Origin of the sequence: Streptomyces sp. NPDC003456, assembly GCF_042878735.1 — a bacterium.
GTDB lineage: Bacteria > Actinomycetota > Actinomycetes > Streptomycetales > Streptomycetaceae > Streptomyces.
The window spans coordinates 1,255,843-1,279,084 of sequence record NZ_JBIAOK010000001.1; the positions used below are offsets into that span (position 1 = coordinate 1,255,843).

14 protein-coding genes and 3 pseudogenes are annotated in these 23,242 nt (G+C 73.3%); 10 read left to right on the top strand and 7 right to left on the bottom strand.

All coding sequences use genetic code 11. The features are described from left to right. Window position 1 precedes the first annotated feature (1 nt). From ACFYWG_RS05235 to ACFYWG_RS05245, 3 genes are all read left to right on the top strand, one after another. The gene (locus ACFYWG_RS05235; protein ID WP_389199369.1) at window positions 2-2,278 is read left to right on the top strand and encodes an ATP-binding cassette domain-containing protein; all 2,277 of its coding nucleotides are present in this window, start codon (window positions 2-4) and stop codon (window positions 2,276-2,278) included. Between the two features lie 366 nt (window positions 2,279-2,644). After that, window positions 2,645-3,421: a dimethylargininase gene (gene ddaH, locus ACFYWG_RS05240; RefSeq protein ID WP_376324414.1), complete on the top strand. Its 777-nt coding sequence runs from the start codon at window positions 2,645-2,647 to the stop codon at window positions 3,419-3,421. A 189-nt stretch (window positions 3,422-3,610) separates the two neighbouring features. Then, window positions 3,611-4,588: an acyl-ACP desaturase gene (locus ACFYWG_RS05245; RefSeq protein WP_383507397.1), complete on the top strand. Its 978-nt coding sequence runs from the start codon at window positions 3,611-3,613 to the stop codon at window positions 4,586-4,588. An 89-nt stretch (window positions 4,589-4,677) separates the two neighbouring features. Here the strand turns inward: ACFYWG_RS05245 and ACFYWG_RS05250 are convergent, their stop codons facing one another. Then, a complete protein-coding gene (locus ACFYWG_RS05250; RefSeq protein ID WP_376324410.1) occupies window positions 4,678-4,923 on the bottom strand; it encodes a WhiB family transcriptional regulator in 246 nt (81 codons plus the stop codon). A gap of 254 nt (window positions 4,924-5,177) precedes the next feature. Between ACFYWG_RS05250 and ACFYWG_RS05255 the strand changes: the two genes are divergently transcribed. After that, window positions 5,178-5,993 carry a VOC family protein gene (locus ACFYWG_RS05255; RefSeq protein WP_389199371.1) on the top strand — a complete coding sequence of 272 codons (816 nt, stop codon included), beginning with the start codon at window positions 5,178-5,180 and terminating at the stop codon, window positions 5,991-5,993. Window positions 5,994-5,999: 6 nt separating this feature from the next. Here ACFYWG_RS05255 and ACFYWG_RS05260 read toward each other — a convergent pair whose 3' ends face one another. After that, window positions 6,000-7,037 (bottom strand): LacI family DNA-binding transcriptional regulator, encoded by a 1,038-nt coding sequence (locus ACFYWG_RS05260; RefSeq protein WP_376324404.1) that lies wholly within the window; start codon window positions 7,035-7,037, stop codon window positions 6,000-6,002. 171 nt (window positions 7,038-7,208) lie between these two features. Further along, window positions 7,209-8,219 (bottom strand): multicopper oxidase domain-containing protein, encoded by a 1,011-nt coding sequence (locus ACFYWG_RS05265; protein ID WP_376324401.1) that lies wholly within the window; start codon window positions 8,217-8,219, stop codon window positions 7,209-7,211. A gap of 189 nt (window positions 8,220-8,408) precedes the next feature. On the opposite strand from ACFYWG_RS05265, the gene ACFYWG_RS05270 reads away from it, so the two are divergent. After that, the gene (locus tag ACFYWG_RS05270; protein ID WP_389199374.1) at window positions 8,409-10,889 is read left to right on the top strand and encodes a ThuA domain-containing protein; all 2,481 of its coding nucleotides are present in this window, start codon (window positions 8,409-8,411) and stop codon (window positions 10,887-10,889) included. Between the two features lie 44 nt (window positions 10,890-10,933). Beyond that, window positions 10,934-13,090, top strand: a complete 2,157-nt coding sequence (locus ACFYWG_RS05275; protein ID WP_389199475.1) for an OmpL47-type beta-barrel domain-containing protein — start codon at window positions 10,934-10,936, stop codon at window positions 13,088-13,090. Here ACFYWG_RS05275 and ligD read toward each other — a convergent pair. Further along, window positions 13,077-14,108, bottom strand: coding sequence for a non-homologous end-joining DNA ligase (gene ligD, locus ACFYWG_RS05280; protein WP_376324396.1), 1,032 nt, complete (start codon window positions 14,106-14,108; stop codon window positions 13,077-13,079). The two genes, ACFYWG_RS05275 and ligD, sit on opposite strands and share 14 nt — an antisense overlap. A 74-nt stretch (window positions 14,109-14,182) precedes the next feature. Here ligD and ACFYWG_RS05285 point away from each other — a divergent pair, with 74 nt between their 5' ends. Continuing rightward, window positions 14,183-15,247: an ATP-dependent DNA ligase gene (locus tag ACFYWG_RS05285; RefSeq protein WP_376324393.1), complete on the top strand. Its 1,065-nt coding sequence runs from the start codon at window positions 14,183-14,185 to the stop codon at window positions 15,245-15,247. A 39-nt stretch (window positions 15,248-15,286) separates the two neighbouring features. Here ACFYWG_RS05285 and ACFYWG_RS05290 read toward each other — a convergent pair whose 3' ends face one another. Then, complete coding sequence (locus ACFYWG_RS05290; protein WP_389199377.1) at window positions 15,287-16,477, bottom strand: zinc-dependent alcohol dehydrogenase; 1,191 nt, start codon at window positions 16,475-16,477, stop codon at window positions 15,287-15,289. A 189-nt stretch (window positions 16,478-16,666) separates the two neighbouring features. Between ACFYWG_RS05290 and ACFYWG_RS05295 the strand changes: the two genes are divergently transcribed. Beyond that, the gene (locus ACFYWG_RS05295; protein ID WP_389199379.1) at window positions 16,667-17,659 is read left to right on the top strand and encodes a DUF3048 domain-containing protein; all 993 of its coding nucleotides are present in this window, start codon (window positions 16,667-16,669) and stop codon (window positions 17,657-17,659) included. A gap of 105 nt (window positions 17,660-17,764) precedes the next feature. Here the strand turns inward: ACFYWG_RS05295 and ACFYWG_RS05300 are convergent. Next, window positions 17,765-20,442, bottom strand: a pseudogene (locus ACFYWG_RS05300) (ATP-binding protein). 564 nt (window positions 20,443-21,006) lie between these two features. On the opposite strand from ACFYWG_RS05300, the pseudogene ACFYWG_RS05305 reads away from it, so the two are divergent. Together ACFYWG_RS05305 and ACFYWG_RS05310 are read left to right on the top strand one after the other, a co-directional pair. After that, a pseudogene (locus ACFYWG_RS05305) lies at window positions 21,007-21,123 on the top strand (DUF2510 domain-containing protein); the annotation flags it as partial. Window positions 21,124-21,381: 258 nt separating this feature from the next. Then, window positions 21,382-22,422: pseudogene (locus ACFYWG_RS05310) on the top strand (hypothetical protein); the annotation flags it as partial. A 156-nt stretch (window positions 22,423-22,578) separates the two neighbouring features. Here the strand turns inward: ACFYWG_RS05310 and ACFYWG_RS05315 are convergent. Beyond that, window positions 22,579-23,187, bottom strand: a complete 609-nt coding sequence (locus ACFYWG_RS05315; RefSeq protein ID WP_383505436.1) for a TetR/AcrR family transcriptional regulator — start codon at window positions 23,185-23,187, stop codon at window positions 22,579-22,581. Window positions 23,188-23,242: the final 55 nt, after the last annotated feature.

The following is a 23,242-nucleotide window of genomic DNA, read 5'->3' on the forward strand; positions in this document are numbered from 1 at the left end:
CATGCCCGATGTCATCACCCTCACCGCAGCCCGGGAGAACAACCTCAAGGACGTCACCCTCCGCATCCCGAAAGGCCGGCTGACCGTGTTCACCGGCGTTTCGGGGTCGGGGAAGTCGTCGGTGGTCTTCGACACGATCGCGGTGGAGTCGCAGCGCCAGCTCAACGAGACCTTCCCGTGGTTCGTCCGCAACCGGCTGCCCAAGTTCGAACGGCCGCACGCGGACGGCCTGGAGGACCTCACCCCCGCGATCGTCGTCGACCAACGGCCGGTGGGCGGCCACTCGCGGTCCACGGTCGGCACGATGACCGACGTCTACTCGGTGATCCGGGTGCTGTTCTCCCGGCACGGCACCCCGAGCGCGGGGCCCGCCACCGCGTACTCGTTCAACGACCCGTCGGGGATGTGCCCCGAGTGCGACGGCCTCGGCCGGACCGTGCGGCCCGACTGGGACCGCATCCTGGACCCGGACCGCTCCCTGGCCGGCGGGGCGGTCCGCTTCCCGCCGTTCGCCGCCGGGACCTGGCAGGGCCAGGCGTACACCCACAGCCCCGCACTCGACCCCGACAAGCCGGTGGGACGCTTCACCGCCGCCGAGCGCGCGTTCCTGATGCGGGGGCGGCCGGGCAGCAAGGTCACCGTCAGCGGCAGCGGCGGCACCTGGACCACCGACTACGAGGGCCTGGCGGACCGCTTCGAGCGGCTGTACCTCAAACGGGACCTGTCCGCCATGAGCCAGAAGACCCGCGACCTCGTCGGACAGTTCCTGGTGGAGGGCGTCTGCCCGGCCTGCCGGGGCGCGCGGCTGAACGCGGCGGCGCTCGCCACCCGCATCGGCGGCCGGTCCATCGCCGACTGCACCCGGATGCAGGTCACGGACCTGATCACCGTCCTGAAGGAGATCGACGATCCGGTGGCGCGGCCGATCGCCTCGGCGGCGGTGGCCGCCCTGGAGCGGATCGAGGCGATCGGCCTCGGCTACCTCAGCCTCGACCGGGAGACCGCGACGCTCAGCGGCGGGGAGGGGCAGCGGCTGAAGACGGTGCGGCACCTCGGCTCCAGCCTGACCGGGATGACGTACATCTTCGACGAGCCCAGCGTCGGACTGCACCCGCGCGACGTGCGGCGCCTGGGCGAGCTGCTGCTGCGGCTGCGCGACAAGGGCAACACGGTGCTCGTGGTGGAGCACGACCCGGACGTCATCGCGCTCGCCGACCACGTGGTCGACATGGGGCCGGGGGCCGGTGCGCAGGGCGGCACGGTGGTGTTCGAGGGGACACCCGCCCGGCTCGTGGCGTCCGGCACACTCACCGGGCGCTGCCTGCGCAGCCGTACGGCGGTCAAGGACACGGTGCGCCGCCCCACCGGCGAGCTGTGGGTCGAGGGCGCGGACCGGCACAACCTGCGGGACGTGACCGTGCGGTTCCCGGCCGGTGTGCTCACCGCCGTGACCGGGGTCGCGGGGTCGGGCAAGAGCACGCTCGTCGGCGAGTTCACCGCGGCGCACCGGGAGGCCGTGGTCGTCGACCAGTCCGCCATCGGCATCTCGGGCCGGTCCACCCCGGCGACGTATCTGGGGATCATGGACACCGTCCGCAGGCTCTTCGCCCGTGCGACGGGGGCGGAGCCGGGCCTGTTCAGCTTCAACTCCGCCGGGGCGTGCGGCACCTGCGAGGGCCGCGGTGTCATCCACACCGACCTCGCGTTCATGGACCCGGTGACGACGACCTGCCAGGACTGCGAGGGGCGGCGCTTCAAGGAGGAGGTGCTCGCGCTGACCGTGCGGGGCCGCTCCGTGGCCGACGTGCTGGAGATGACCGCCGGGGAGGCGCTCGCCTTCTTCGACGACGCGGGCGTGCGGCGCCGGCTGCGGGCCCTGCGGGACGTCGGGCTGACGTATCTGACGCTCGGTCAGCCCCTGTCCACGCTCTCCGGCGGCGAGCGGCAGCGCATCAAGCTGGCGACGCGGCTGCACCGGACGGGCGCGGTGTACGTGCTCGACGAGCCGACGACCGGCCTGCACATGGCGGACGTCGCCGGCCTGATCGCCCTGTTGGAGCGGCTGGTCGACGCGGGCAACACGGTCGTCGTGGTCGAGCACAACCTGGACGTCGTCGCCCGGGCCGACTGGGTGATCGACCTCGGCCCGGACGGCGGCCGGGACGGCGGCGAGGTCGTCTTCGAGGGAACGCCCCGCCACCTGCTCGAGGCGCAGGGTTCGTGCACCGCCGAGCATCTGCGGCGCGCGGTCGGGGCGGGCGCGGTGGCGTCGGGCTGAGAGCCGTCCGGGCGCGGAGCGCTCGGGCCGCCGCCGGTTGGCGACCGCCGGGCGCCGGGCCGCCGGGCCGCCGGGTGCCGGGCCGCCGGGCGGAAGCCGCCAGGTGCCCGGGAGCCGGGCCGTCACCATGGACGGTGGCGTCGTCCCGCCCGGCCACCCGGTCCCGTGCGGGGCGAGGGCGCACCGGCGGGGCGGGGCGCGTGCCTGGGCCGGTGGGCTGACGGTGCCAGGGCGACGGGAGCGGGGGCTGTCCTCCCCTCCCGCCGCCCTGCATGATGGTCGGCCGACGCACGTCGGGTTCCGGCCGATCCCGGGAACCCCCACGGTGCGGTCCCCTACGTCCCCTGCCGATACGGAGTCGTCCTCGTGCCCAGCAAGAAGGCCCTCGTCCGCCGTCCCGGCCCGCGCCTCGCCGAAGGGCTGGTGACGCACATCGAGCGGGAGCCCGTCGACACCGACCTCGCGCTCGAGCAGTGGGAGGCGTACGTGACGGCCCTGCGCACGCACGGCTGGGAGACGGTCGAGGTGGAGCCGGCCGACGACTGCCCGGACGCGGTGTTCGTCGAGGACACGGTGGTCATGTACCGGAACGTCGCCCTGATCACCCGTCCCGGCGCCGCATCGCGGCGGGAGGAGACCGCCGGCGTCGAGGAGGCGGTGGCCGGTCTCGGCTGCTCGGTGAACTGGGTCTGGGAGCCGGGCACGCTGGAGGGCGGCGACGTCCTGAAGATCGGCGACACGGTGTACGTGGGCCGGGGCGGGCGCACCAACGCCGCCGGCGTCCAGCAGCTGCGCGCCGCGTTCGAGCCGCTCGGCGCGCGGGTCGTCTCCGTGCCGGTGAGCAAGGTGCTGCACCTGAAGACCGCGGTCACGGCGCTGCCCGACGGCACGGTGATCGGGCACATCCCCCAGATGGACACGCCCTCGCTGTTCGGCCGCTTCCTGCCGGTGCCGGAGGAGTCCGGGGCCCACGTGGTGCTGCTCGGCGGGGACAAGCTGCTCATGGCGGCGGGTGCGCCGAAGACCGCGGAGCTGTTCGCCGACCTCGGGTACGAACCGGTCGTCGTGGACATCAGCGAGTTCGAGAAGCTCGAAGGCTGTGTGACATGTCTCTCGGTGCGGCTGCGCGAGCTGTACGTCTGACCGGGCGGGTCCGCCGCCTTCCGGGCCGCCGACCTGCACATCCGGAGGCACGCCCTACACATGGGCGACACCGCTGATCAGCGGCCTTTGCGGCGCTCTCGACCTACGGCCTCGTAACCTACGGAGACGTAGCCTACGATGCCGTAGGTTATTGCTCACCGCTCGTACGCATGTCCCCCTGGAGAGTCCATGACGATCACCGCTCCCCATCTCGGCAGCCCCGCCGGCGCCTGGTCCGACGCCCAGCTGCTGCACGCCCTGGAGGAAGTGGTCGAGACCGAACTCAACCGGCATCTGAAGGTCGCCAAGGACTGGATGCCGCACGAGTACGTCCCGTGGAGCGACGGACGCAACTTCCCCGGCCTCTTCGAGGACGGCGAGGCCTGGGAGAAGGAGCAGTCCAAGGTCACGGAGATCGGCCGCATCGCGCTGGTCGTGAACCTGCTGACCGAGGACAACCTGCCCAGCTACCACCACGAGATCGCCAGCCTGTTCGGCCGCGACGGCGCGTGGGGCACCTGGGTGCACCGCTGGACCGCCGAGGAGGGCCGGCACGGCATCGTGATGCGCGACTACCTGCTCACCTCGCGCGCGGTGGACCCGGACAAGCTGGAGCAGTTCCGCATGTCCCACATGAGCGAGGGCTTCGAGTCGGACAACCGGCACTCGATGCTGCACTCGGTCGCCTACGTCGCCTTCCAGGAGCTGGCGACGCGCATCTCGCACCGCAACACCGGCCACCAGTCCGGCGACCCGGTCTGCGACCGCATGCTGGCCCGGATCGCCACCGACGAGAACCTGCACATGGTCTTCTACCGCAACCTGCTCAAGGCGGCCTTCGAGCTGGCGCCCGACCTGACGATGCAGGCCGTCCGGGACGTCGTGGTCGACTTCCGGATGCCCGGGCACGGCATCCCCGGCTTCGAGCGGGCCGCCGCGCAGATGGCGATCGGCGAGGTCTACAACCTGCGCATCCACCACGACGACGTGCTGCAGCCCGTGCTGCGCCACCTGAAGGTCATGGAGATCGACGGGCTGGGCGCGGAGGGCCGCAAGGCGCAGGAGGAGCTCGGGCTGTTCATGGGCGGCCTCGACTCCGAGGCGGCGAAGTTCGACGAGAAGCTGGCCGCCCGCAAGGCCCGCATGGCCGCCCGCGCCGGCGCCTGACGGCACCCCGCGCACGCACCGGGCAGGGCCCGGCCGCCACGAGCGGCCGGGCCCTGCCCGTGTGCCGCGCACGCGGCGGTGCCGCCGGGCTACCGCGCCACGCGCCGCAGCTCCAGCCGCTCCTTCTCGGACAGGCCGCCCCAGACGCCGAAGCGCTCGTCGTGGGCCATCGCGTACTCCAGGCAGGCCGTGCGGATCGGGCACATGCCGCAGATCCGCTTCGCCTCGCGCACCGAGCTGCCCGGCTCGGGGAAGAAGAAGTCCGCCCCGGTCTGCGCGCACAGCGCTTCCTGCTGCCAGGCGAGTTCGGGCGTGATCATCGTGTCGATGTGCATGGCCGGAAGCCTCGCGGCAGGCGAAAAACGTTCGATCAACGCCGGATCAACACCGCGTTCACGGGCCCCGGGCCGCCTCGATGCTGCCCCGGCGGACGGCCGGGCGCACGGCGGCGCGCGGAGCCGCGCGCCACCCGGGCGGCCACGGCCGGTGCGGCGGGGCAGGCACCGGCCGCGTTCCGGCGGCGCCGGGCCGCGCGCGGTGCGAGACTCGGCAGTACGGGCGAACGGGCCCCTGTGCGAGGAGGGCGAGGATGCTCACCACCCGTTATGTCACCGGCTCCCCCAACTGGATCGATCTCGGCGTGCCCGACATCGGGGGCGCGGCGGCCTTCTACGGCGATCTGTTCGGCTGGCGGTTCGAGCCGGGCGGACCGGAGGTCGGCGGGTACGGGCTGTTCCGGCTCGGCGGGCGGACCGCCGCCGGGGGGATGCAGACCACGGCGGAGCAGGGGCCGCCGTCCTGGACGGTGTACTTCCAGGCGCCGGACGCGGACGCCACGGCACGGGCGGCCGAGCAGAAGCACGGCCGGGTCCTCGTGCAGCCCATGGACGTGCAGGACCTCGGCCGCATGGCGATCCTCGCCGACCAGGCGGGGGTGTCCTTCGGCCTGTGGCAGCCGGGCCGCAACCAGGGCCTGGAGGCCGTCCAGGAGCCGGGCTCGCTGTGCTGGGTGGAGCTGTACACGGCCGACGTCCCGGCCACGGCCGCCTTCTACCACTCGGTCCTCGGCCTGGAGACCGCCGGTGTCGACTTCCCGAGCGGCATCTACACCGCGTTCCATCCGGCCGGGGAAGGCGAGGAGGCCATGTTCGGCGGCGTCGTCCCGCTGTCCGGGGACCCGGCCGAGGAACAGGCGTACTGGCTGCCGTACTTCGAGGTGACGGACCCGGACGCCGTCGTCGCGAGGGCCGGGGAACGCGGCGGCACGGTGCGTCTTCCCGCCACCGACGTGCCGGGCGTCGGGCGCCTGGCCAAGCTGGCCGACCCGTACGGCGCCCGCTTCGCGGTGGTCCGCAGCGAGCGGCCGGAGGGTCAGGGCACCGACCTGTCCGAACAGGACACCTAGGGCCTGTCAGGCCGATCCGCGGCGTACCAGTGTCGTGGGGAGCACCACGCTGGACGGGGTGCCGGCGAGGCCCTCGCGGGGGGCGTCCCGGTCCAGGCCGCGCAGGAGGAGTCGGGTCATCAGGCGGCCCATCTCCTCGATGTCCTGGCGGACCGTGGTCAGCGGCGGGTCGGTCTGCTCGGCGATCGGCTGCATGTCGTCGAAGCCGATGACGGCCACGTCGTCGGGGACGCGGCGGCCGGACTCGCGCAGGACGCGCAGCGCGCCGGAGGCGGTGAGGTCGTTCGCGGCGAACACGGCGTCCACGTCGGGGCAGCGGGCGAGCAGTTCGCGCATGGCCCGCTCACCGCCGGCGTAGGTGAAGTCGGCCTCGGCGATCAGCCGCGGGTCGGCGTCCGCCATGACGTCGCGGTAGCCGTCGAGCCGGTCGACCGCCGAGGTCTGGTCGAGGGCGCCGGTGATGTGCGCGATGCGGGTGCGGCCGAGGCCCGCCAGGTGGCGGACGGCGTCCCGGGCGCCGCCGCGGTTGTCGCTGTCGACGTAGACCACGTCCCGCCGGTCGCCGCCCCAGCCGGGCCGTCCGCCGAAGACGGTGGGCACGCCCGCGCGCTGGATCAGCTCCGGCAGCGGGTCGTCGAGGTGGAGCGAGAAGACCAGGGCGCCGTCGACGTGCCCGCCCGCGAGGTAACGGCCGACCCGGGCGTGGTCGTCGCGGCCCTCGGTGAGCAGCAGCACGAGCTGGTTGTCGTGGGCGGTGAGTTCCTTGCTGATGCCGCGCAGCTGGAGCGCGAAGAACGGGTCGGCGAACACGCGCGTCTCCGGTTCGGCGACGACCACCGCGACCGCGTCGTGCCGCCGGGTGACCAGGGAGCGGGCGGCCTGGTTCGGCACGTAGCCGAGTTCCTCCACGGCCTTGCGGACCCGTTCGACCAGGACGTCCCGCACCCCGTCCCCGCCGTTGACCACGCGCGAGACGGTGGCCCGCGAGACCCCGGCCCGTGCGGCCACGGCCTCCAGAGTGGGACGCGGCGCTGTGTCGGTCACTTCGGGGCTCCCTCTCTGCGGCTGCGGATCAGGATAGCCCCGGGCACGGCGACGGGTGAGAGCGCTCTCCCGCGGTCGGGGAGCGCCGGACCGTCCGCGCGCCGTCAGTGCCGGGCCCACCGTCCCGTCGACCGTCCCGTCGACCGTCCGCGGCGCCGGAGCCCGCGCCCCTCAGTGCTCGTGTCCGCCCCCCGCGGCGGCGCCGTGCTCGTGCCCGCCTCCGTCGCCGGGCTCCTGCCCGTGGTCGTGCGGGTCGTAGCCGGGGATGGTGCCGTCCGGCTTCTTCACCAGGAACAGGCCCACCATCCCCATGTCGGAGTGGCTCTGCACGTGGCAGTGGTACATCCACGCGCCGGCGCCGACCCCCTCCCCCGCGATCACCTGGAAGCCGAAGGAGTCGGCCGGGCCGGTGATCTTGTTGTCGATCACCTGGCTGGGGTCGTCCGGGCCGGTGAGCATGCCGGTGCGGTTGTCCGCCCAGCGGTGACCGTGCATGTGGAACGTGTGGTAGAACTCGCCGTGCGTGATCACGACGAACTCGACCCGGTCCCCGACCGTGGCCTCGAAGTCGGGCCCCGAGTGCGGCGGCCTGTTGTTGATGCGCATGTCGTTGAAGACGACCGTGTGCGTGCGGTCCGGCAGGACGTCGCCCTTGCGCCGGACGACGACCGCGCCGAACAGGCCCTTCTGCAGCCCGCCGGTGCCGTGTTCGGTGCCGACGACGTGGTCGTGGTAGTGCCAGTAGCCCGCGCTGCCCGAGCGCCAGGTGCCGTCCTTGCGGCGGCCGGGGGCGTGGGTGCGCCAGGTGTAGGTGCGCGTGCCGCCGGGCTCGACGTGACTGCGGTTCAGCTTGGTGCCGTCGCTGGTGATCTCGTAGTCGAGGCCGTGGACGTGCAGGCTCACCGCGACGTCCATGGTGTTCTCGAACTCGATGTGGAGCGTGTCGCCCTCGTTGAGCTCGATCAGCGGTCCCGGGACGCTCGCCTTGCCCTTCTCCAGGCCGTAGCCCATCTGACCGTCCGCCAGCTTCTCGGCGTACAGCTTGATGCGCTTCACCTCGCCCCCGGCGGGGGCCGTCCTCGCCGGCTTGTCGGCGCTGAGGGCCTCCGGCGCCACGGACAACGATGTCGCGACGGCCGCGCCGCCCAGCAGGACCCGCCGGTTGAAGCTGCGTCTGTCCATGCGGAACTCCCCACTCTGGTAAGGCATTTACGGAGGCGTACCTGTGCTGAACCGCTGAGACGGTACCGGCCGCACGGCCGTTTATCCACACTCAAGACAAAGTTGATGCCATCCCGGTCATAGGTATTGGCGGCGCGGGCAAAGGGGTCTAGCTTCCTTGGCGGTGTTGCTGTGACCGAGGAGGTGCCCATGCACTTACGAGGGGCGAGCAGGAAGAGACGTGTGCGGGTGGCCTCGGTGGCCGCCGTCGCCATGGCGGCCGGGCTGCTGTCCGGGCCCGCGGCGAACGCGCGCCCGTACCCCGACCCGCCGTTGACAACGATGTCGATCACGTCGCCGCCGGGCGGCGCGAACGTACGGGTGCTGATCTTCCACGGTTCCGCCGCGGCCGGAGAGGAGTCCCCGGTGGTGAACGCCGGGATCGAGACCATCGAGGACATCGGGGCGTCGGGACCGGCGGACCGCCGCTTCAAGGTCCATGCCACCGACGACGCCTCGGTGTTCACCGACGACACCAGGCTCGGCCGCTTCAACGCGGTCGTCTTCCTGACCGGTGGGGGCGACGTGCTCGACGCGGAGCAGGAGGCGGGCCTGGAGGCGTACATGGAGGCCGGCGGCGGGTTCGTCGGCGTCCACGACGCCGCGCGCGCGGAACCGTACTCGGACTGGTTCACCGGTCTGGTCGGGGCCCGGCCGGCCGCGTCGAGCCCGGCGTCGGTGCAGCGGGCGACCGTGGAGGTCGGCGACCGCCGGCACCCGGCCACCCGGGAGCTCCCGGTGCAGTGGAAGCGTCCCGACAAGTGGCTGAACTGGGTCAAGAACCCCTCGGGCGACGTCCACACGGTGGCCCGCGTGCGGGAGTCGACCTATCAGCCGGGTACCGGCGCCAACGGCTGGGACCATCCGGTCAGCTGGTGCCGGGACTACGACGGCGGACGCTCCTTCTACACCGGCATGGGCGGCACGGTGTCGTCCTGGGACGAGGCGGACTTCCGCGCCCATCTGCGCGGCGCGCTGATGTGGACGACCCGGCTGGAGCAGGCGGACTGCAAGGCGACCATCAACGCCAACTACGCGGCCGAGCGCCTGACCAAGCCCAACCGGCCCGGGCAGAACGACCAGATCGGCGAGCCGCACGGCCTGGTCACCGCCCCCGACGGCCGAATCTTCTACATCGGCCGGGGCGGGGCGGACCCCTCGCAGCCGGTGGTCACCGACTGGAACAACCCCGACATCGGCAAGGGCAAGGGCGAGATCCACGTCTACGACCCGAAGACCGAGCAGGTCACTCTGGCCGGCGCGCTGACCGTCTTCGGCAACAAGGGCGGCGGCGACGAACTGGTCAAGGTCGAGGAAGGGTTGCTCGGCATCGAGCTGGACCCGGGGTTCGCGCAGAACGGCTGGGTGTACCTGCACTACACGCCGCACTCGCGGATCGACCGCGACAGGCGGATCGCCGAGCGGCGCGTCTCCCGGTTCACGCTCGACCGGGCCACGAACAAGCTGGACCTGTCCAGCGAGAAGGTGCTGCTGAAGTGGCCGGTGCAGATCCACAGCTGCTGCCACGCGGGCGGCGGGATGGCCTGGGACTCCAAGGGCAACCTGTACATCGCCACCGGTGACAACAACTCCAGCGGCTTCAGCGGCGGTTACTCCGGCAACAACCCGGAGCCGAACTACAAGGGCGTCTCCTTCGCGGACGCGCGCCGCACCGCCGGCAACACCAACAACCTCAACGGCAAGATCCTGCGCATCCATCCGGAGCCGGACGGCACCTACACGCTGCCGGAGGGCAACCTCTTCACCGGCGAGGAGACCGACGAGGGCGGCGGCAAGACGCGCGGCGAGATCTATGTGATGGGTGTGCGCAACCCGGCGCGCATCTCCGTCGACACCTCGACGGACGTGCTGTACGCGGGCTGGGTCGGTCCGGACGCGAGCGCGCCCTCGACGACCTGGGGCCCGGCCAAGTACGACACGTTCGCCGCCATCACGAAGGCGGGCAACCGCGGCTGGCCGTACTGCATGGGCAACAAGCAGCCCTACCGGGACCGCAACCTGCCGGACCCGTCCAAGCCGCTGGGCTGGTACGACTGCGACCACCCGAAGAACGAGTCGCCCAACAACGACGGCCTGGTCGATCTGCCGCCGGTGACGGGCAACAACATCTGGTACTCGCCCTCGGGCGGCGCCCCGGACTTCCCGCGCGGCGCGAACGGCGTCCCGTCGTACAAGGCGCAGGAGGCCACCTACAAGCTGCCCTGGCTCAAGGGCGGCGGGCAGGCGGCGATGAACGGGCCGGTCTACCGGTACGACAGGGCCGCGGCGGACAGCGCCGTGAAGTGGCCGGCCTACTGGGACGGCAAGTGGTTCGTCGGCGACTTCTACGACGCCGACCAGCCGCGCAATGCGGTGATCATGGACCCGAAGACGCAGGGCGACGGCGGTCTGCCGGTGCACTCGGAGTCGCTGAAGAAGATCGTGCCGGTCGGCAACGACGGCATCAAGAACCTGATGGACTGGAAGTTCGGTCCGGACGGCGCGCTGTACGTCCTCGACTACGGGCGCGGCTTCTTCACCTCGGACTCCAAGTCGGCCCTGTGGCGGGTCACCTACAAGGGCGGCGGACCGACCCCGGCCGCCGGCCGGCTGGCGAGGGGGACCGAGTGACACGCGTACGAGGAGTCGGGGCCGCCCTGCTGGCCGCCCTGCTGATGATGCTCGGCGTGCAGGCACTGCCCGCCGCCGGGCAGCCCGCCGGGCAGGCCGCCGAGCAGGCCGCCGAGCAGGTGCTGACCTGGACGGCCGGCGACGCCATCGACAAGTACCTCTCGGCGCCCGCCACCGCGGTCGCCGGGTCCGCCACGATCGTCTTCGAGAACAGCGCGGCCACCGGGAACACGACCGGCATGCCGCACACGCTGACGTTCGTGACCAGTGATCCCGAGTTCAACGACGATGTGCAGCTCAACATCCTGGCCAACCCCAACGACGCCCGGGGCGGCAAGCACACCGCGCAGGTCACCCTCACGCCCGGCCGGTACTTCTACCACTGCACGATCCCCGGCCACGGCCAGATGCAGGGCATCCTGACGGTGACCGAGGGCACCGGCGAGGACACCACCGCGCCCGCGGCGTCGGCGCACGTGAGCGGCACGCAGAACACGCAGGGCGAATACGTCGGTTCGGCGAGCGTGGCCCTGCACGCCACCGACGAGGGCGGCTCCGGCCTGGACAGGATCGAGTACGCGCTCGGCGACACGGGCGCCTGGCAGCCGTACACCGCGCCGGTCGTCGTCGACCAGGTCGGCAGCCACACGGTCCGCTACCGCGCGTTCGACAAGGCGGGCAACGTGTCCGCCGAGAAGAGCGCCCGGTTCACGGTGGTGGCGCCCCAGTCGGACGACACCACCGCACCGGAGACGTCGGCGACCGTCAGCGGCGAGCGGAACGCGGACGGTGCGTACGTCGACATGGCGACGGTCACCGTCTCGGCGTCCGACACCGGCTCCGGGGTGAACACCATCGAGTACGCGGTGGGTTCCGGGGCCTGGCAGGCGTACACCGCGCCCGTCATGGTGCACCAGGCGGGCACGCACACCGTCCGCTACCGCGCCACCGACAAGGCGGGCAACGTGGCGGCGGAGAAGAGCGTGCGGTTCACCGTCGTCGCCGCGCCGCCGCAGGACACCACCCCGCCGGTGACGGGCGTGAGCGTGGAGGGCACCAGGAACTCCGCGGGGGCGTACGTCAACAGCGCCCGGGTGACCGTCACGGCGACCGACGAGCACGGCTCGGGTGTGGAGAGGATCGAGTACTCGCTCGACGGCGGGCCCTACCTCGCCTACTCGGCGCCGGTGGTCGTCGACCGGGCCGGCGCGCACACCGTCGCGTACCGGGCCACGGACAAGGCCGGCAACACCGCGGCGGCCCGCACGGTGTCCTTCACGGTCGTCTCCGGGCAGGTCCCGGCGCCCGACTGCCCCGAGTACGACGAGCGGCTGACGGTGATCGTCGGCACGGTCGACTCCGGGGTGCGCAACCGGGTGACCGACAACCGGTGCCGGATCGGCGAGTTGATCGAGGACGAGAAGGAGTGGACGTCGCAGGCGCTGTTCCTCAAGCACGTCGACTCCGTCCTGGACGCGCTGCTGAAGGAAGGCGTCGTCGACCAGCGGGAGTCCAGGGCGATCCGCAAGGCGGCCCGCCAGTCGGGCATCGGCAAGCCCGGGCAGACCGAGGGCTACCGGGCGCTGTTCGACGGCACGGCCGAGTCCCTGGCCAAGTGGCGTCAGGTCGGCGGCGGTTCGTTCGGGCTGAACCCGGACGGGACCCTCACCTCCGGCACCGCCACCCCGGGCATGGGCATGCTGTGGTTCCCGGAGCGCAAGTACGGCGACTTCTCGCTGAAGCTCCAGTGGCGTGACGACGCCCCCGGCACCGGCAACGCCAACTCCGGTGTGTTCGTGCGCTTCCCGTGGGTCCACGACCACCCGGAGGAGTCCCGGCCCGAGTGGGTCGCCATCAAGTACGGCCACGAGGTGCAGGTGTTCGACCGGCCCGACGGCGACATGTACAAGACGGGCTCGGTCTACGGCTTCGACCGCGTGGGCCTGGCCGGTGCGGGCGTGACGCAGAAGGGCACCTGGAACGACTACGAGATCCGGGTGGAGGGCCAGCACTACTCGGTCTTCCGCAACGGCGTGCTGATCAACGAGTTCGACAACACCGGCGGCCAGGAGTTCACTCCCCCGCGGGCGGACGACCCGGGCACGGACGGGCGGCGCTTCGCCTCCGGCTACCTCGGGCTCCAGGTGCACGGCACGACGGACGTGGTCTCGTACCGCGACATCCGGATCAAGGAGCTGTAGACCCTCCGGGGGTCTTCCTGGCCCTGCTCGGCTGTACCCGTCTGGGCTCCCCCGGCATCTTCGGATACTCGGGCGGGTACGGCAGGTCGCCCAGCCCGTGGTCGTGCTCGTCGCGGCGGGCGAGGTCGAGCAGGGCCTCCAGCGAGTAGCGGTGGTCGTCCATGTCCGCGTGCACGTCGCCGAGTTCGGCGAAGCGCGCGGGCATGGTCGCGAGGTCGAAGTCCTGCGGGTGCGCCACGCCGACCTCCTCCCAGCGCAGGGGCGCGGAGACGGGGGCGTGCGGGCGGGGGCGCACGGAGTAGGCGGAGGCGATCGTGCGGTCGCGGGCCGTCTGGTTGTAGTCGATGAAGATCCGCTCGCCCCGCTCCTCCTTCCACCACTTGATGGTGACCTGCTGCGGCATCCGGCGTTCCATCTCGCGGCCGACGGCGATGGCGGCGCGGCGGACCTGGGTGAAGGTCCAGCGCGGTTCGATGGGCACGAAGACGTGCAGGCCCCGGCCGCCGGAGGTCTTGGGGAAGCCGCGCAGTCCGCCGAACTCGTCGAGCACGGCGCGCAGTTCGTGGGCGGCGCGGGCGGCGTCGTCGTAGTCGGTGCCGGGCTGCGGGTCGAGGTCGATGCGCAGTTCGTCCGGGTGGTCGACGTCGTCGCGGCGGACCGGCCAGGGGTGGAAGGTGAGGGTGCCGAACTGGGCGGCCCACACCACCGCTCCCGGCTCGGTCGGGCACATCTCGTCGGCACTGCGGCCGCTGGGGAAGGTGATGTGCGCGGTCGGGATCCAGCCGGGCATGTTCTTCGGCGCCCGCTTCTGGAAGAAGTTCTCCCCGCCCACGCCTTCGGGGTAGCGCTCCAGGGTGGTCGGCCGGTCGCGCAGGGCGCGCAGGATGCCGGGGCCGACGGCGATGTAGTAGCGGGCGAGGTCGAGCTTGGTGAATCCGCGCTCGGGGAAGAAGACCTTGTCCGGGCTGGACAGCCGTACGGTCCGGCCGCCGACCTCCAGTTCCACCGCGTCACCCATGCGAGCCACGGTAGGCGTACCCCGCATACCTCGCACATCGGGCGCAGCCGGGCACGCGGGCGCAGAATCGACGCATGGATCTGCCGGTGATGCCTCCCGTCCTGCCGATGCTCGCCAAGTCGGTGGCGTCGATCCCCGCGGGCATGCAGTACGAGGCGAAGTGGGACGGGTTCCGGGCGATCGTGTTCCGCGACGGGGACGAGGTCGAGCTCGGCAGCCGGACCGGCAAGACGCTGACCAGGTACTTCCCCGAGCTGGTGACGGCGGTGCGGGAGCGGCTGCCGCAGCGGTGCGTGGTGGACGGGGAGATCGTCATCGCGCGGGAGGGGCATCTGGACTTCGACGCGCTGACCGAGCGGATCCATCCGGCGGACTCGCGGGTGCGCACGCTGGCGGAGCGCACGCCGGCGTCCCTCGTGGTGTTCGACCTGCTGGCCCTCGGGGACGACGCGGTGACGGGCGCACCGCTGACCGAGCGGCGGGAGCTGCTGGAGCGGGAGCTGTCGGGGGTGGCTGCTCCCGTGCACCTGGCCCCGGCGACGACGGACATCGAGGTGGCGCGGCGGTGGTTCGAGCAGTACGAGGGGGCGGGCCTGGACGGTGTGATCGCCAAGCCCCTGACCGTGCGCTACCGGCCGGACGAGCGCGCCATGTTCAAGATCAAGCACGAGCGGACGGCGGACGTCGTGGTCGCCGGGTACCGGCTGCACAAGAGCGGCCCGGTGGTCGGCTCGCTGCTGCTCGGTCTGTACGACGACCGGGGGACGCTCCAGCACGTGGGCGTGTCCGCGGCCTTCACGATGAAGCGGCGGGCGGAGCTGGTCGAGGAGCTGGAGCCGCTGCGCATGGACGACGTCTCGGGGCACCCGTGGGCGGCCTGGTCCGAGGAGGCCGCCCACGAGACGGCGCGGCTGCCGGGGGCGCCGAGCCGCTGGTCGGGCCGCAAGGACCTGTCGTGGGTGCCGCTGGCGCCCGAGCGGGTGGCCGAGGTGGCGTACGACCACATGGAGAACGGGCAGCGCTTCCGGCACACCGCCCGCTTCCGCCGCTGGCGCCCGGACCGGACCCCCGAGAGCTGCACGTACGCGCAGCTGGAGGAGCCGGTCCGCTACGACCTCGCGGAGATCCTCGGCACCTGAGGGGCGGTCAGGGACCGGGGGCGCCCGCGGCCGGGGCGCTCAGGGCTGCATCAGCACCTTGACCGCGCCGTCCTGCTTGCGCTGGAACATCTCGTAGGCGCGCGGCGCCTCCGACAGGGGCACGCGGTGCGTGGCGAACTCGTCGACGCCCAGCGGGTCCTCGTCGGTGAGGTACGGGATGATGTCGTCGGCCCAGCGGCGCACGTTGGCCTGGCCCATCCGCAGCTGGATCTGCTTGTCGAACATGGTCAGCATGGGAAGCGGGTCGGCCATGCCGCCGTACACGCCGGACAGGGAGATGGTCCCGCCGCGGCGCACCAGCTCGATCGCCGTGTGGAGGGCGGCGAGCCGGTCGACGCTGAAGCGCTCGGACATCGGGCCGCTCAGCTTGCGCGGCATCAGGGCGGCGGCGTTCTGCACCAGCTTGGCGACCGCGCTGCCGTGGGCCTCCGTGCCGACCGCGTCGATGACCGCGTCCGGGCCGCGGCCGTCGGTCTGGTCGCGGATCGCGGCCACCAGCTCCTTCTCGCTGTCGAAGGACCGGAGGTCGAACGTCTCCACGCCCCGCGCGCGCATCCGGCTCAGCCGCTCGGGCACCAGGTCCACGCCGAACACCCGCCCGGCGCCCCGCACCTGGGCGATGCGGCAGGCCATGTCACCGATCGGCCCGAGCCCCAGCACGGCGATGCTGCCGCCCTCGGGGACGTCCGCGTAGGCGACGGCCTGCCAGGCGGTGGGCAGGACGTCGGACAGGTAGACGAACCGGTCGTCCGCCGGGCCCTCGGGCACCTTGATGGGCCCGAACTGGGCCTGCGGCACGCGCAGATACTCGGCCTGGGCACCCGGCACCGCGCCGTACAGGCGGGTGTAGCCGAACAGGGGGGCGCCCATGCCCTCGCTCTTGACCTGGGTGGTCTCGCACTGGGTGGGCAGTCCGGTCAGGCACATCCAGCAGGTGCCGCACGCGATCTGGAACGGGACCACCACCCGGTCCCCGACCTGGAGGTCCGGGACGCCCGCGCCCACCTCCTCGACGATGCCCATCGGCTCGTGGCCGAGGATGTCCCCCGGCGTCATGAACGGTGTGAGCACCTCGTACAGGTGCAGATCCGATCCGCACAGCCCCGTGGAGGTGATGCGGATGATCGCGTCCGTGGGTTCCTCGATCCTCGGATCGGGCACCTCCTCCACCCGTACGTCCCGCTTGCCCTGCCAGGTCACTGCCTTCATCGCCTCGGGCTCCCTCCGTCGGCTGCGCGTCGGTCGGTCGGCCCGGCCCGGGTACCCCCGCCGCCCGGGGGCGAATCTTGGGCCGATCGGCGGACAGCGGCCGGACACCGACTTGCGGAATGCGAGCACCGATGGGCGTCGATGTTCAGATAAGCGCACAATCTAGACAGATCGATGACATGAGGCGCGATGACGACGGTGGGCAGAGGACGGGGCGTGCGCGGTCGGCGCACCGCGACGACGGCGGCGCTGCTGGCCGCCCTGGCGACGGCCGCCCTGGCGGGCTGCACGGGCGGGAACGGGCCGGGCGACGACGGGCGGGGAACGGACCGGGACGGTCACCGGACGCCCTCGCCGGGGGCGACCGGCCCGTCCGTACTGGCCGTGAAGATCGACAACGCGGGCTCGGCCCGTCCGCACACCGGCCTCGACGCGGCGGACGTGGTGTACGCCGAACAGGTCGAGGGCGGGCTCAGCCGGCTGATGGCGGTGTACGCCACCCGGCTGCCGGAGGTGGTCGGCCCGGTGCGCAGCGCACGTGAGTCGGATCTGGAGCTGCTGCGCCAGTTCGACCGCCCGACGCTCGCCTTCTCCGGCGCGCAGACCAAGCTCCTGCCGCTGATCGACCGGGCCCCGCTGCGGGCCGAGACCCCGTCCGACGCCGCCGACGCCTACTTCCGCGGCGCGGACCGGCCGGCCCCGCACAACCTCTACCTCCGGCCCGGGCGGCTGGTGCCCGAGGCCCCGGGCCGGGCGGCCCTGACCACCGGCTTCCGCTACGGCCCCGCGCCCTCCGGCGGCACGGCGACGGACTCGCGGACGGTGCGCTACCCGGCGGCCCGCTTCACCTTCACGTGGTCGGACGCGCGCGACCGCTGGCTGGTCGGCATGGACGGCGGCCCCGCGGCCACGGCCGACGGCAGGGCCCCGGCGCCGGCGACGGTCGTCGTGCAGTACGTGGAGGTGCGCGAGTCCGCCTTCCGGGACTTCCTCGGCAACAACACGCCGTACACCGAGACGGTCGGGGCCGGCAAGGCGGAGGTGCTGCGCGACGGCCGGTCCTGGGAGGCCCGCTGGAAGCGCCCGCACGCGACCGACGGCACGGCCTTCACCACGCCGGACGGCAACCCGGTCGACTTCGCCGAGGGCCAGGTGTGGGTGGTGTACGCCGAGGCACCCTGACCCGCCCACCCCGCGCTCCCGGCAGGGGCCGCCGCAGCGGGAGCGCGGGCGGCCGGCCGCGGACCACCGGATCGCCGTGCCGGGGCGCCGGCGGTCAGGCGCGGACTACTGCCTTCCCGCGTCGAGTTCGGCGCGCGCCCGGGCCGCCAGGCCGTCGGCACCGCAGGAGACCGCCAGGTCCAGGCCGCGGCGCAGGTCGCTCGCGGAGCGGGCCGCGATGCCGTACTCGATGCGGGCCGCCGCGTGCTCGTACTGGCAGGGCGAGGCCTCCAGGTAGGCGACGGCCTGGGCGTGGAGCCGGACCGCGCGCTGACCGGTCTCCAGCGCGGCGGCGCAGCGCAGGGCCTCCCCTATGGCGGTGTCCGTGCCGAAGCGCTCGGCCTGCCGGCGGACGTCGACGGCGAGCCGGGCGGCACGGGCCGGGTCCTCGGTGCTCAGGGCCCGCGCGAGGTCGGCCGCCCAGGGGACGAGCACGGGGTTGTGGTGGCCGCGCGCTGCCGCCGCCTTCTCCGCGGCCTCCAGTTCGTTGATGCCTTCCTTGGTGCGCCCGACGGCCAGCAGCAGCCGGCCGCGCACCGAGCGCGGGTCGGGCAGCACGATGGTGGAGGGGTACGGCGGGGCGAAGCCGTAGCGCTCGGCGACGTCCCACGCCTGCTCGACGTGGTCGCGGGCCAGGAGCGTGTCGACCAGGTTGCAGGTCGCGGACCAGTACAGGGGCAGTCCGCGGCCGACGCGCTCGGCGAGGCGCAGCGACTCGCGCAGGGAGGCCTCCGCCTCGCGCAGACGTCCCCGCCTGCGGTGGCCGAGCCCGACGTAGGCGTGGGCGAGGGCCAGGTGGCCGCCGCTCCAGCCGGCCGTCTCGTAGGCGCGCAGGGCCTCGTTGTAGAGGGCTTCGGCCCGGTCGAGACGGTCGGTGAACGCGTAGGCGTTGGCGAGCATCAGCAGCAGTTCGATGCCCCACTCGGTGTCGGTCCAGCCGAGGCCCGGGGCCAGCCGGCCGTTGACCAGGGCGCGGTCGCACAGTTCGGCGACCTCTTCGGCGTTCTCGCCGTGCATCAGGGCGTCGAAGCCGCGCAGGATGAGCAGGGCGCGTTCGGAGTTGTCCCGGCCGGTGCAGGTGCTGGCGAGGTCGGCGAGCCGCTGGGAGCGCCCGGCCGAGGTGGCCTCGCCGGCGTGCAGGCCCTCCCACATGAAGTGCACGGCCTGCAGCCGCATGCGGGCGGGCCCGGGCTGGAGCCGGGCGGCCTCCGCCTCCACCGTGCGGACGGCCTCCTCCAGCTGGTCGTTGTGCAGGAGCGCCTGGGACAGCCGGAAGACGGCGTCCACGCGCCGGTCGCCGTCGAGGCCGGGCATGCCGAGTGCGCTGCGCAGGTGGCCGATGGTGCGGGCGGGCGCGGTGAGGAAGGTGGCCTGGGCGAGTTCGTACAGCACGTGGGGGTGCGACTCGGGCCGGGGCGGTTCCTTCAGGGCCCGCTCCAGGCAGCGGCGGGCCGCGTCGGGCGCGCCGACCGCCAGGTGTTCGCGGGCGGCCTCGCGCAGCTGCCCGACGAGTTCCTCGTCGTCGTCCGGGTGGACCTCCAGGAGGTGGCGGGCGGCGGCCGCGGCGCCGTGGCCCTCGTCGGTGACGATACGGGCCGCTATGCCGTGCATCGCGGTGCGCAGGGCGTCGGGGATCGAGTGGTAGACGGCCGTCGCGATGAGCGGGTGGACGAACTCCAGCTCGCCGTGGGCGGAGTGGCCCGTGCTCGGGTCCGGCTCGGTGAGGATGCGGGCGCCGCGCAGCAGTTCGGCGCAGCGGCGGGCGTCCTGCGGCCTGAGGGTGGCGAGTTTGGCGACCAGGTCGATGGAGATGCCGGTGCCGAGGATCGCGGCGGCCCAGGCGAACCGCGTGGCGTCGATGCCGAGTTCCTCCAGGCGGGCGACGAGGCCGCCGCCGCGGGCCGAGCGGTTCAGTTCGCGCAGCTCCCCGGCGTGCGCTTCCACCGGTTCCAGTTCGCTGTCCTGGACCCGGGCGAGCAGTTCCACGGCCTCGTAGGGGTTGCCCGCGGTGACGGCCCACACCTCGCGGCAGAACGCGGCGCGGCGTGCCGGCCGAGGGTGGCGCGGGTGAGCCCGGCCGTGGCGTCCGGGGTGAGGGCGCTCAGGGTCGTCACGGGGCCGTCGGCCGCGGCGGCGACGGTCTCCAGGTGCCGTGTGCTCGCGTCGGGCACGTCGTCCGGGCGGCGGGTGACGACGACCAGGACGGACGTCTCGTCGAGGCGCTCCGCGAGCCCGGCGAGCCAGTGCAGGGTCTCCTGGTCGGCCCAGTGGGCGTCGTCGATCAGCAGCACGAGCGGCCAGTCGCGGCGGGCCAGCCGGCGCACCGCGGCGACCAAGCCGTCGCACACGCCCTGCGGGTCGGCCTGCCGTGCCCCGGGGTCCGCGATGCCGAGGGCGGGTCCGGCGATGTCGTACCAGTCGCCGAGGTATTCGCGGGCCTCCTCCGGCAGCATCGACACCAGGGCCGGCTGCAGCAGCTGCCGCACCACGTTGAAGGGGACCGACCTGAGGGTCTCGCCGCCGCGGGCCGACCACACCGTGCAGCCACGCGCTTCGGCGATGCGGCGGGTTTCGGCCAGCAGTGCCGTCTTGCCGAGTCCCGCCTCGCCGCGGAAGACCAGCAGTCCGCCGGCCGAGGAGCGGTCGGTGCACAGCTTGTCGACGGCCTGTGCGATGGCGGCGACTTCCTCGTCGCGCTCCCACAGGGAAGCCGAGGCGCCGGCCGTGGGCCGTACCTCCGTCATCCCGCTACCTCCCCAAGTCGCCCGAACGACGTACAGACGTCGAGCGTAGCCGTCCGCTTGCCCCGGTGGAGGGTGGTCGCGGCACCTGTTGCCGTGACGGGTGACACCGGGTGCAGCAGGACGACGCCTCCGGCCCGCCACCAGCCCCCTTCGGGTCAACAGCGGGCAAAATCAAGGGAGGTGACGTTCATTCACCGCGAACGGCGCACACGGGACGGATCGCGGGCGCCGCTCGCCGGGTTCGTGCGCAGCCTCGTCGCGTGGTACGGGTCCGGCAGCCCGCGGCCACTTCGCGACGATCATCGCGGCACCGTTCCTCACCCGAGGACGGCGGCGCGGGCGAGGCCCTCGTGAAGACGTACGCCTCCTTCGCCGTCGCGCTGTTCCTCCGCCCGGTCGGGGCGGCGCTTTTCGGCCGTCTCGGCGACCGCCTCGCCGGCCCACGCCCGGGCCGGTGCACCGGCGCCCGGGGCGGGCGCGTCGGCGCTGCTTGCGGCTGCCGCTGGAACGGCTGCTTCCGACTCCTCTCATGCCTCTTTCACCGACGCCTCATACGGTGGGGGCATGACGCGCGAGACTCCTTCCGGGTGGTACCCCGATCCCGGACAGACACATGACGGGCCCGCCACGGAGCGTTGGTGGGACGGCGGGGCCTGGACGGACCGCATCCGCCCGAAGCAGCAGCCCGCGTCCTGGGCACCCCCGGCCGCGACGGCTCCGTCCCCGGCGGCGCAGGACGGCACGACACGGGCCGGCGAGCCCGGCCCGGAGAGCACCGCTCCCTCCGGGAACGAGACGGTCTCCGGGGACGAGGGCGCCTCGGGGAACGGGACCGCCGCCGCGAACGAGGGCGGCCCCGGGAACTCCGGGACCGCGGCCACCTCCGGGCACGAGGCCGCCTCGGCGAACGAGGGCGGCTCGGGAAGCACGGCCGCGGCGCAGTCGGCCGCCCCGGGGCAGCTTCCGCCCTCCGGTCAGGCGGCCGGAGCGCCGTACCCGCCCGTCGCCGGCCACCCGGCCGCGGCCCCGTACCCGCCGGGAGACGGATACCCGACGGGGGCCGCGTATCCGCCCGGCACCGGATACCCGCCGGGCGCCGCGTACCCGCCGAGCGCCGCCTACCCGCCGGGCGCCGCCTATCCGCCCGGTGCCGGATACCCGGCCGGGCCCGGGTATCCCGCCCATCCGGTCGCCGCGCCGCCCGGCAAGGGGCGGGGGCTGCGGATCGGGGCGGCCGTCGCCGCTGCCGTCGTGGTGCTCGCCGGCATCGGCGTGGGCACGTACGCACTGACCGCCGACGACGGCGCGAGCGGCTCGTCGGCCACCTCGCCGGGGCCGGGCGGCAGCCCGGGCGAGGGGGGCGGGCCCTTCGGCGGCCCGGGTGACGAGGGCGGCGACGGCGGCCCCGGCGGCAAGAGCCCGCAGCCGCGCGGGTCCGAGCCGCCGAAGATCGAAAGCGGTTCCGTGACCGACCGCGTCAGCGGCATCAGCCTGCCGATACCCGAGGGCTGGTACGGGCAGCAGGGGAACGCGGGCGCGCAGGTGACGTCCGAGGACTCCTACAAGTGCCCCGGCGACACCTCCGCGACCTGCACGAAGGGCGGCGCGTACTCGGCCCCGGCGGTGGCCCTCGGCACCAAGGGCGCCACCCCGGAGGAGATAGCCAAGGCGGACATCGCGGCGAACGCCGAGGAGTCCTACGGCGGCAAGTCCTACGGCGGGATCACCCAGCACGACGTGCTGGCCTCCCGGGCCGTGACCGTGGCCGGGCAGAAGGGCTACCTGGTCCGCTGGAAGGCCGTCACGAGCAAGGGCGCCGACGGCATCGTCGAGTCGCTGGCGTTCCCCTCCCCCGCGAACGCCAAGCTGATGGTCGTCGTGCGCCTCGGGGTCGACGCCGACCAGAAGGAGAAGGTCCTCGACGACATCACCGAGGGCATCAAGGTGTCGACGGGCGGCGGCAACGGCCAGGACGTCTGACGGCCGGGCCCGCCGCCGGAGAGCGGCGGCCGGGTGGGGCGCCCCTGCCGCTCACAGGGGCACCCCACCCGGCCGGGGGGTGCGCGCCGCCCCCGTCCCCACGGGTCGGCGCGATCGGGTCACCGTCCGGTCATCCGGTGGACGGCGGCCCGGGTCTCAGGTGAGGCCGAGCGCGGGCAGCACCGCGGCCTCCACGAAGCGCACCAGGTAGTCCGGGTCGGCGGGCCGCCCCTCCAGGACGGGCCGCAGGCGCAGCACGCCGAGCATCTGCGCCGGGATGTACTCCAGCGCCGGGTGGTCGGCGGGCACCTCACCCCGTTCGACCCCGCGCCGGACGATCTCCTTCAGCGCGGCGACCTCCGGTTCCACGACCGCCTCCCGCAGGGCCCGCTGCAGCTCCGGGTCCTGGGTGGCGGCGTGCGTGAGGGCGTGCAGCAGCTTGGTGTCCCGCCCGGACAGGTCGCCCGTGATGCGGGCGGCCTCGCGCAGGTCGTCGGCGAGGGAGCCGGTGTCGACGCAGCGCGTCCGCCGGTACGAGCGCAGCGCCGCCGCCACGAACTGCGGCTTGGTCTTCCACTGGCGGTAGAGCGTGGACTTGCTGCACCGGGTGCTGGCGGCGATCCCCTCCATGGTGAGGGCGTCGTAACCGCACTCCCGGAGCTGCTCCAGCACGGCGTCGAAGAACTCCTGCTCACGCTCCGGCGTGATCTTGGAGCGGCGCGAGGTACCGGCCGGCTCGGGCCCGTCCGCAGCCTGCGACGTCATCAGCGGTGCTCCTCACTTCCGTCGGGCGCCGGACTTCCCCGGCCGACGCTGTGTC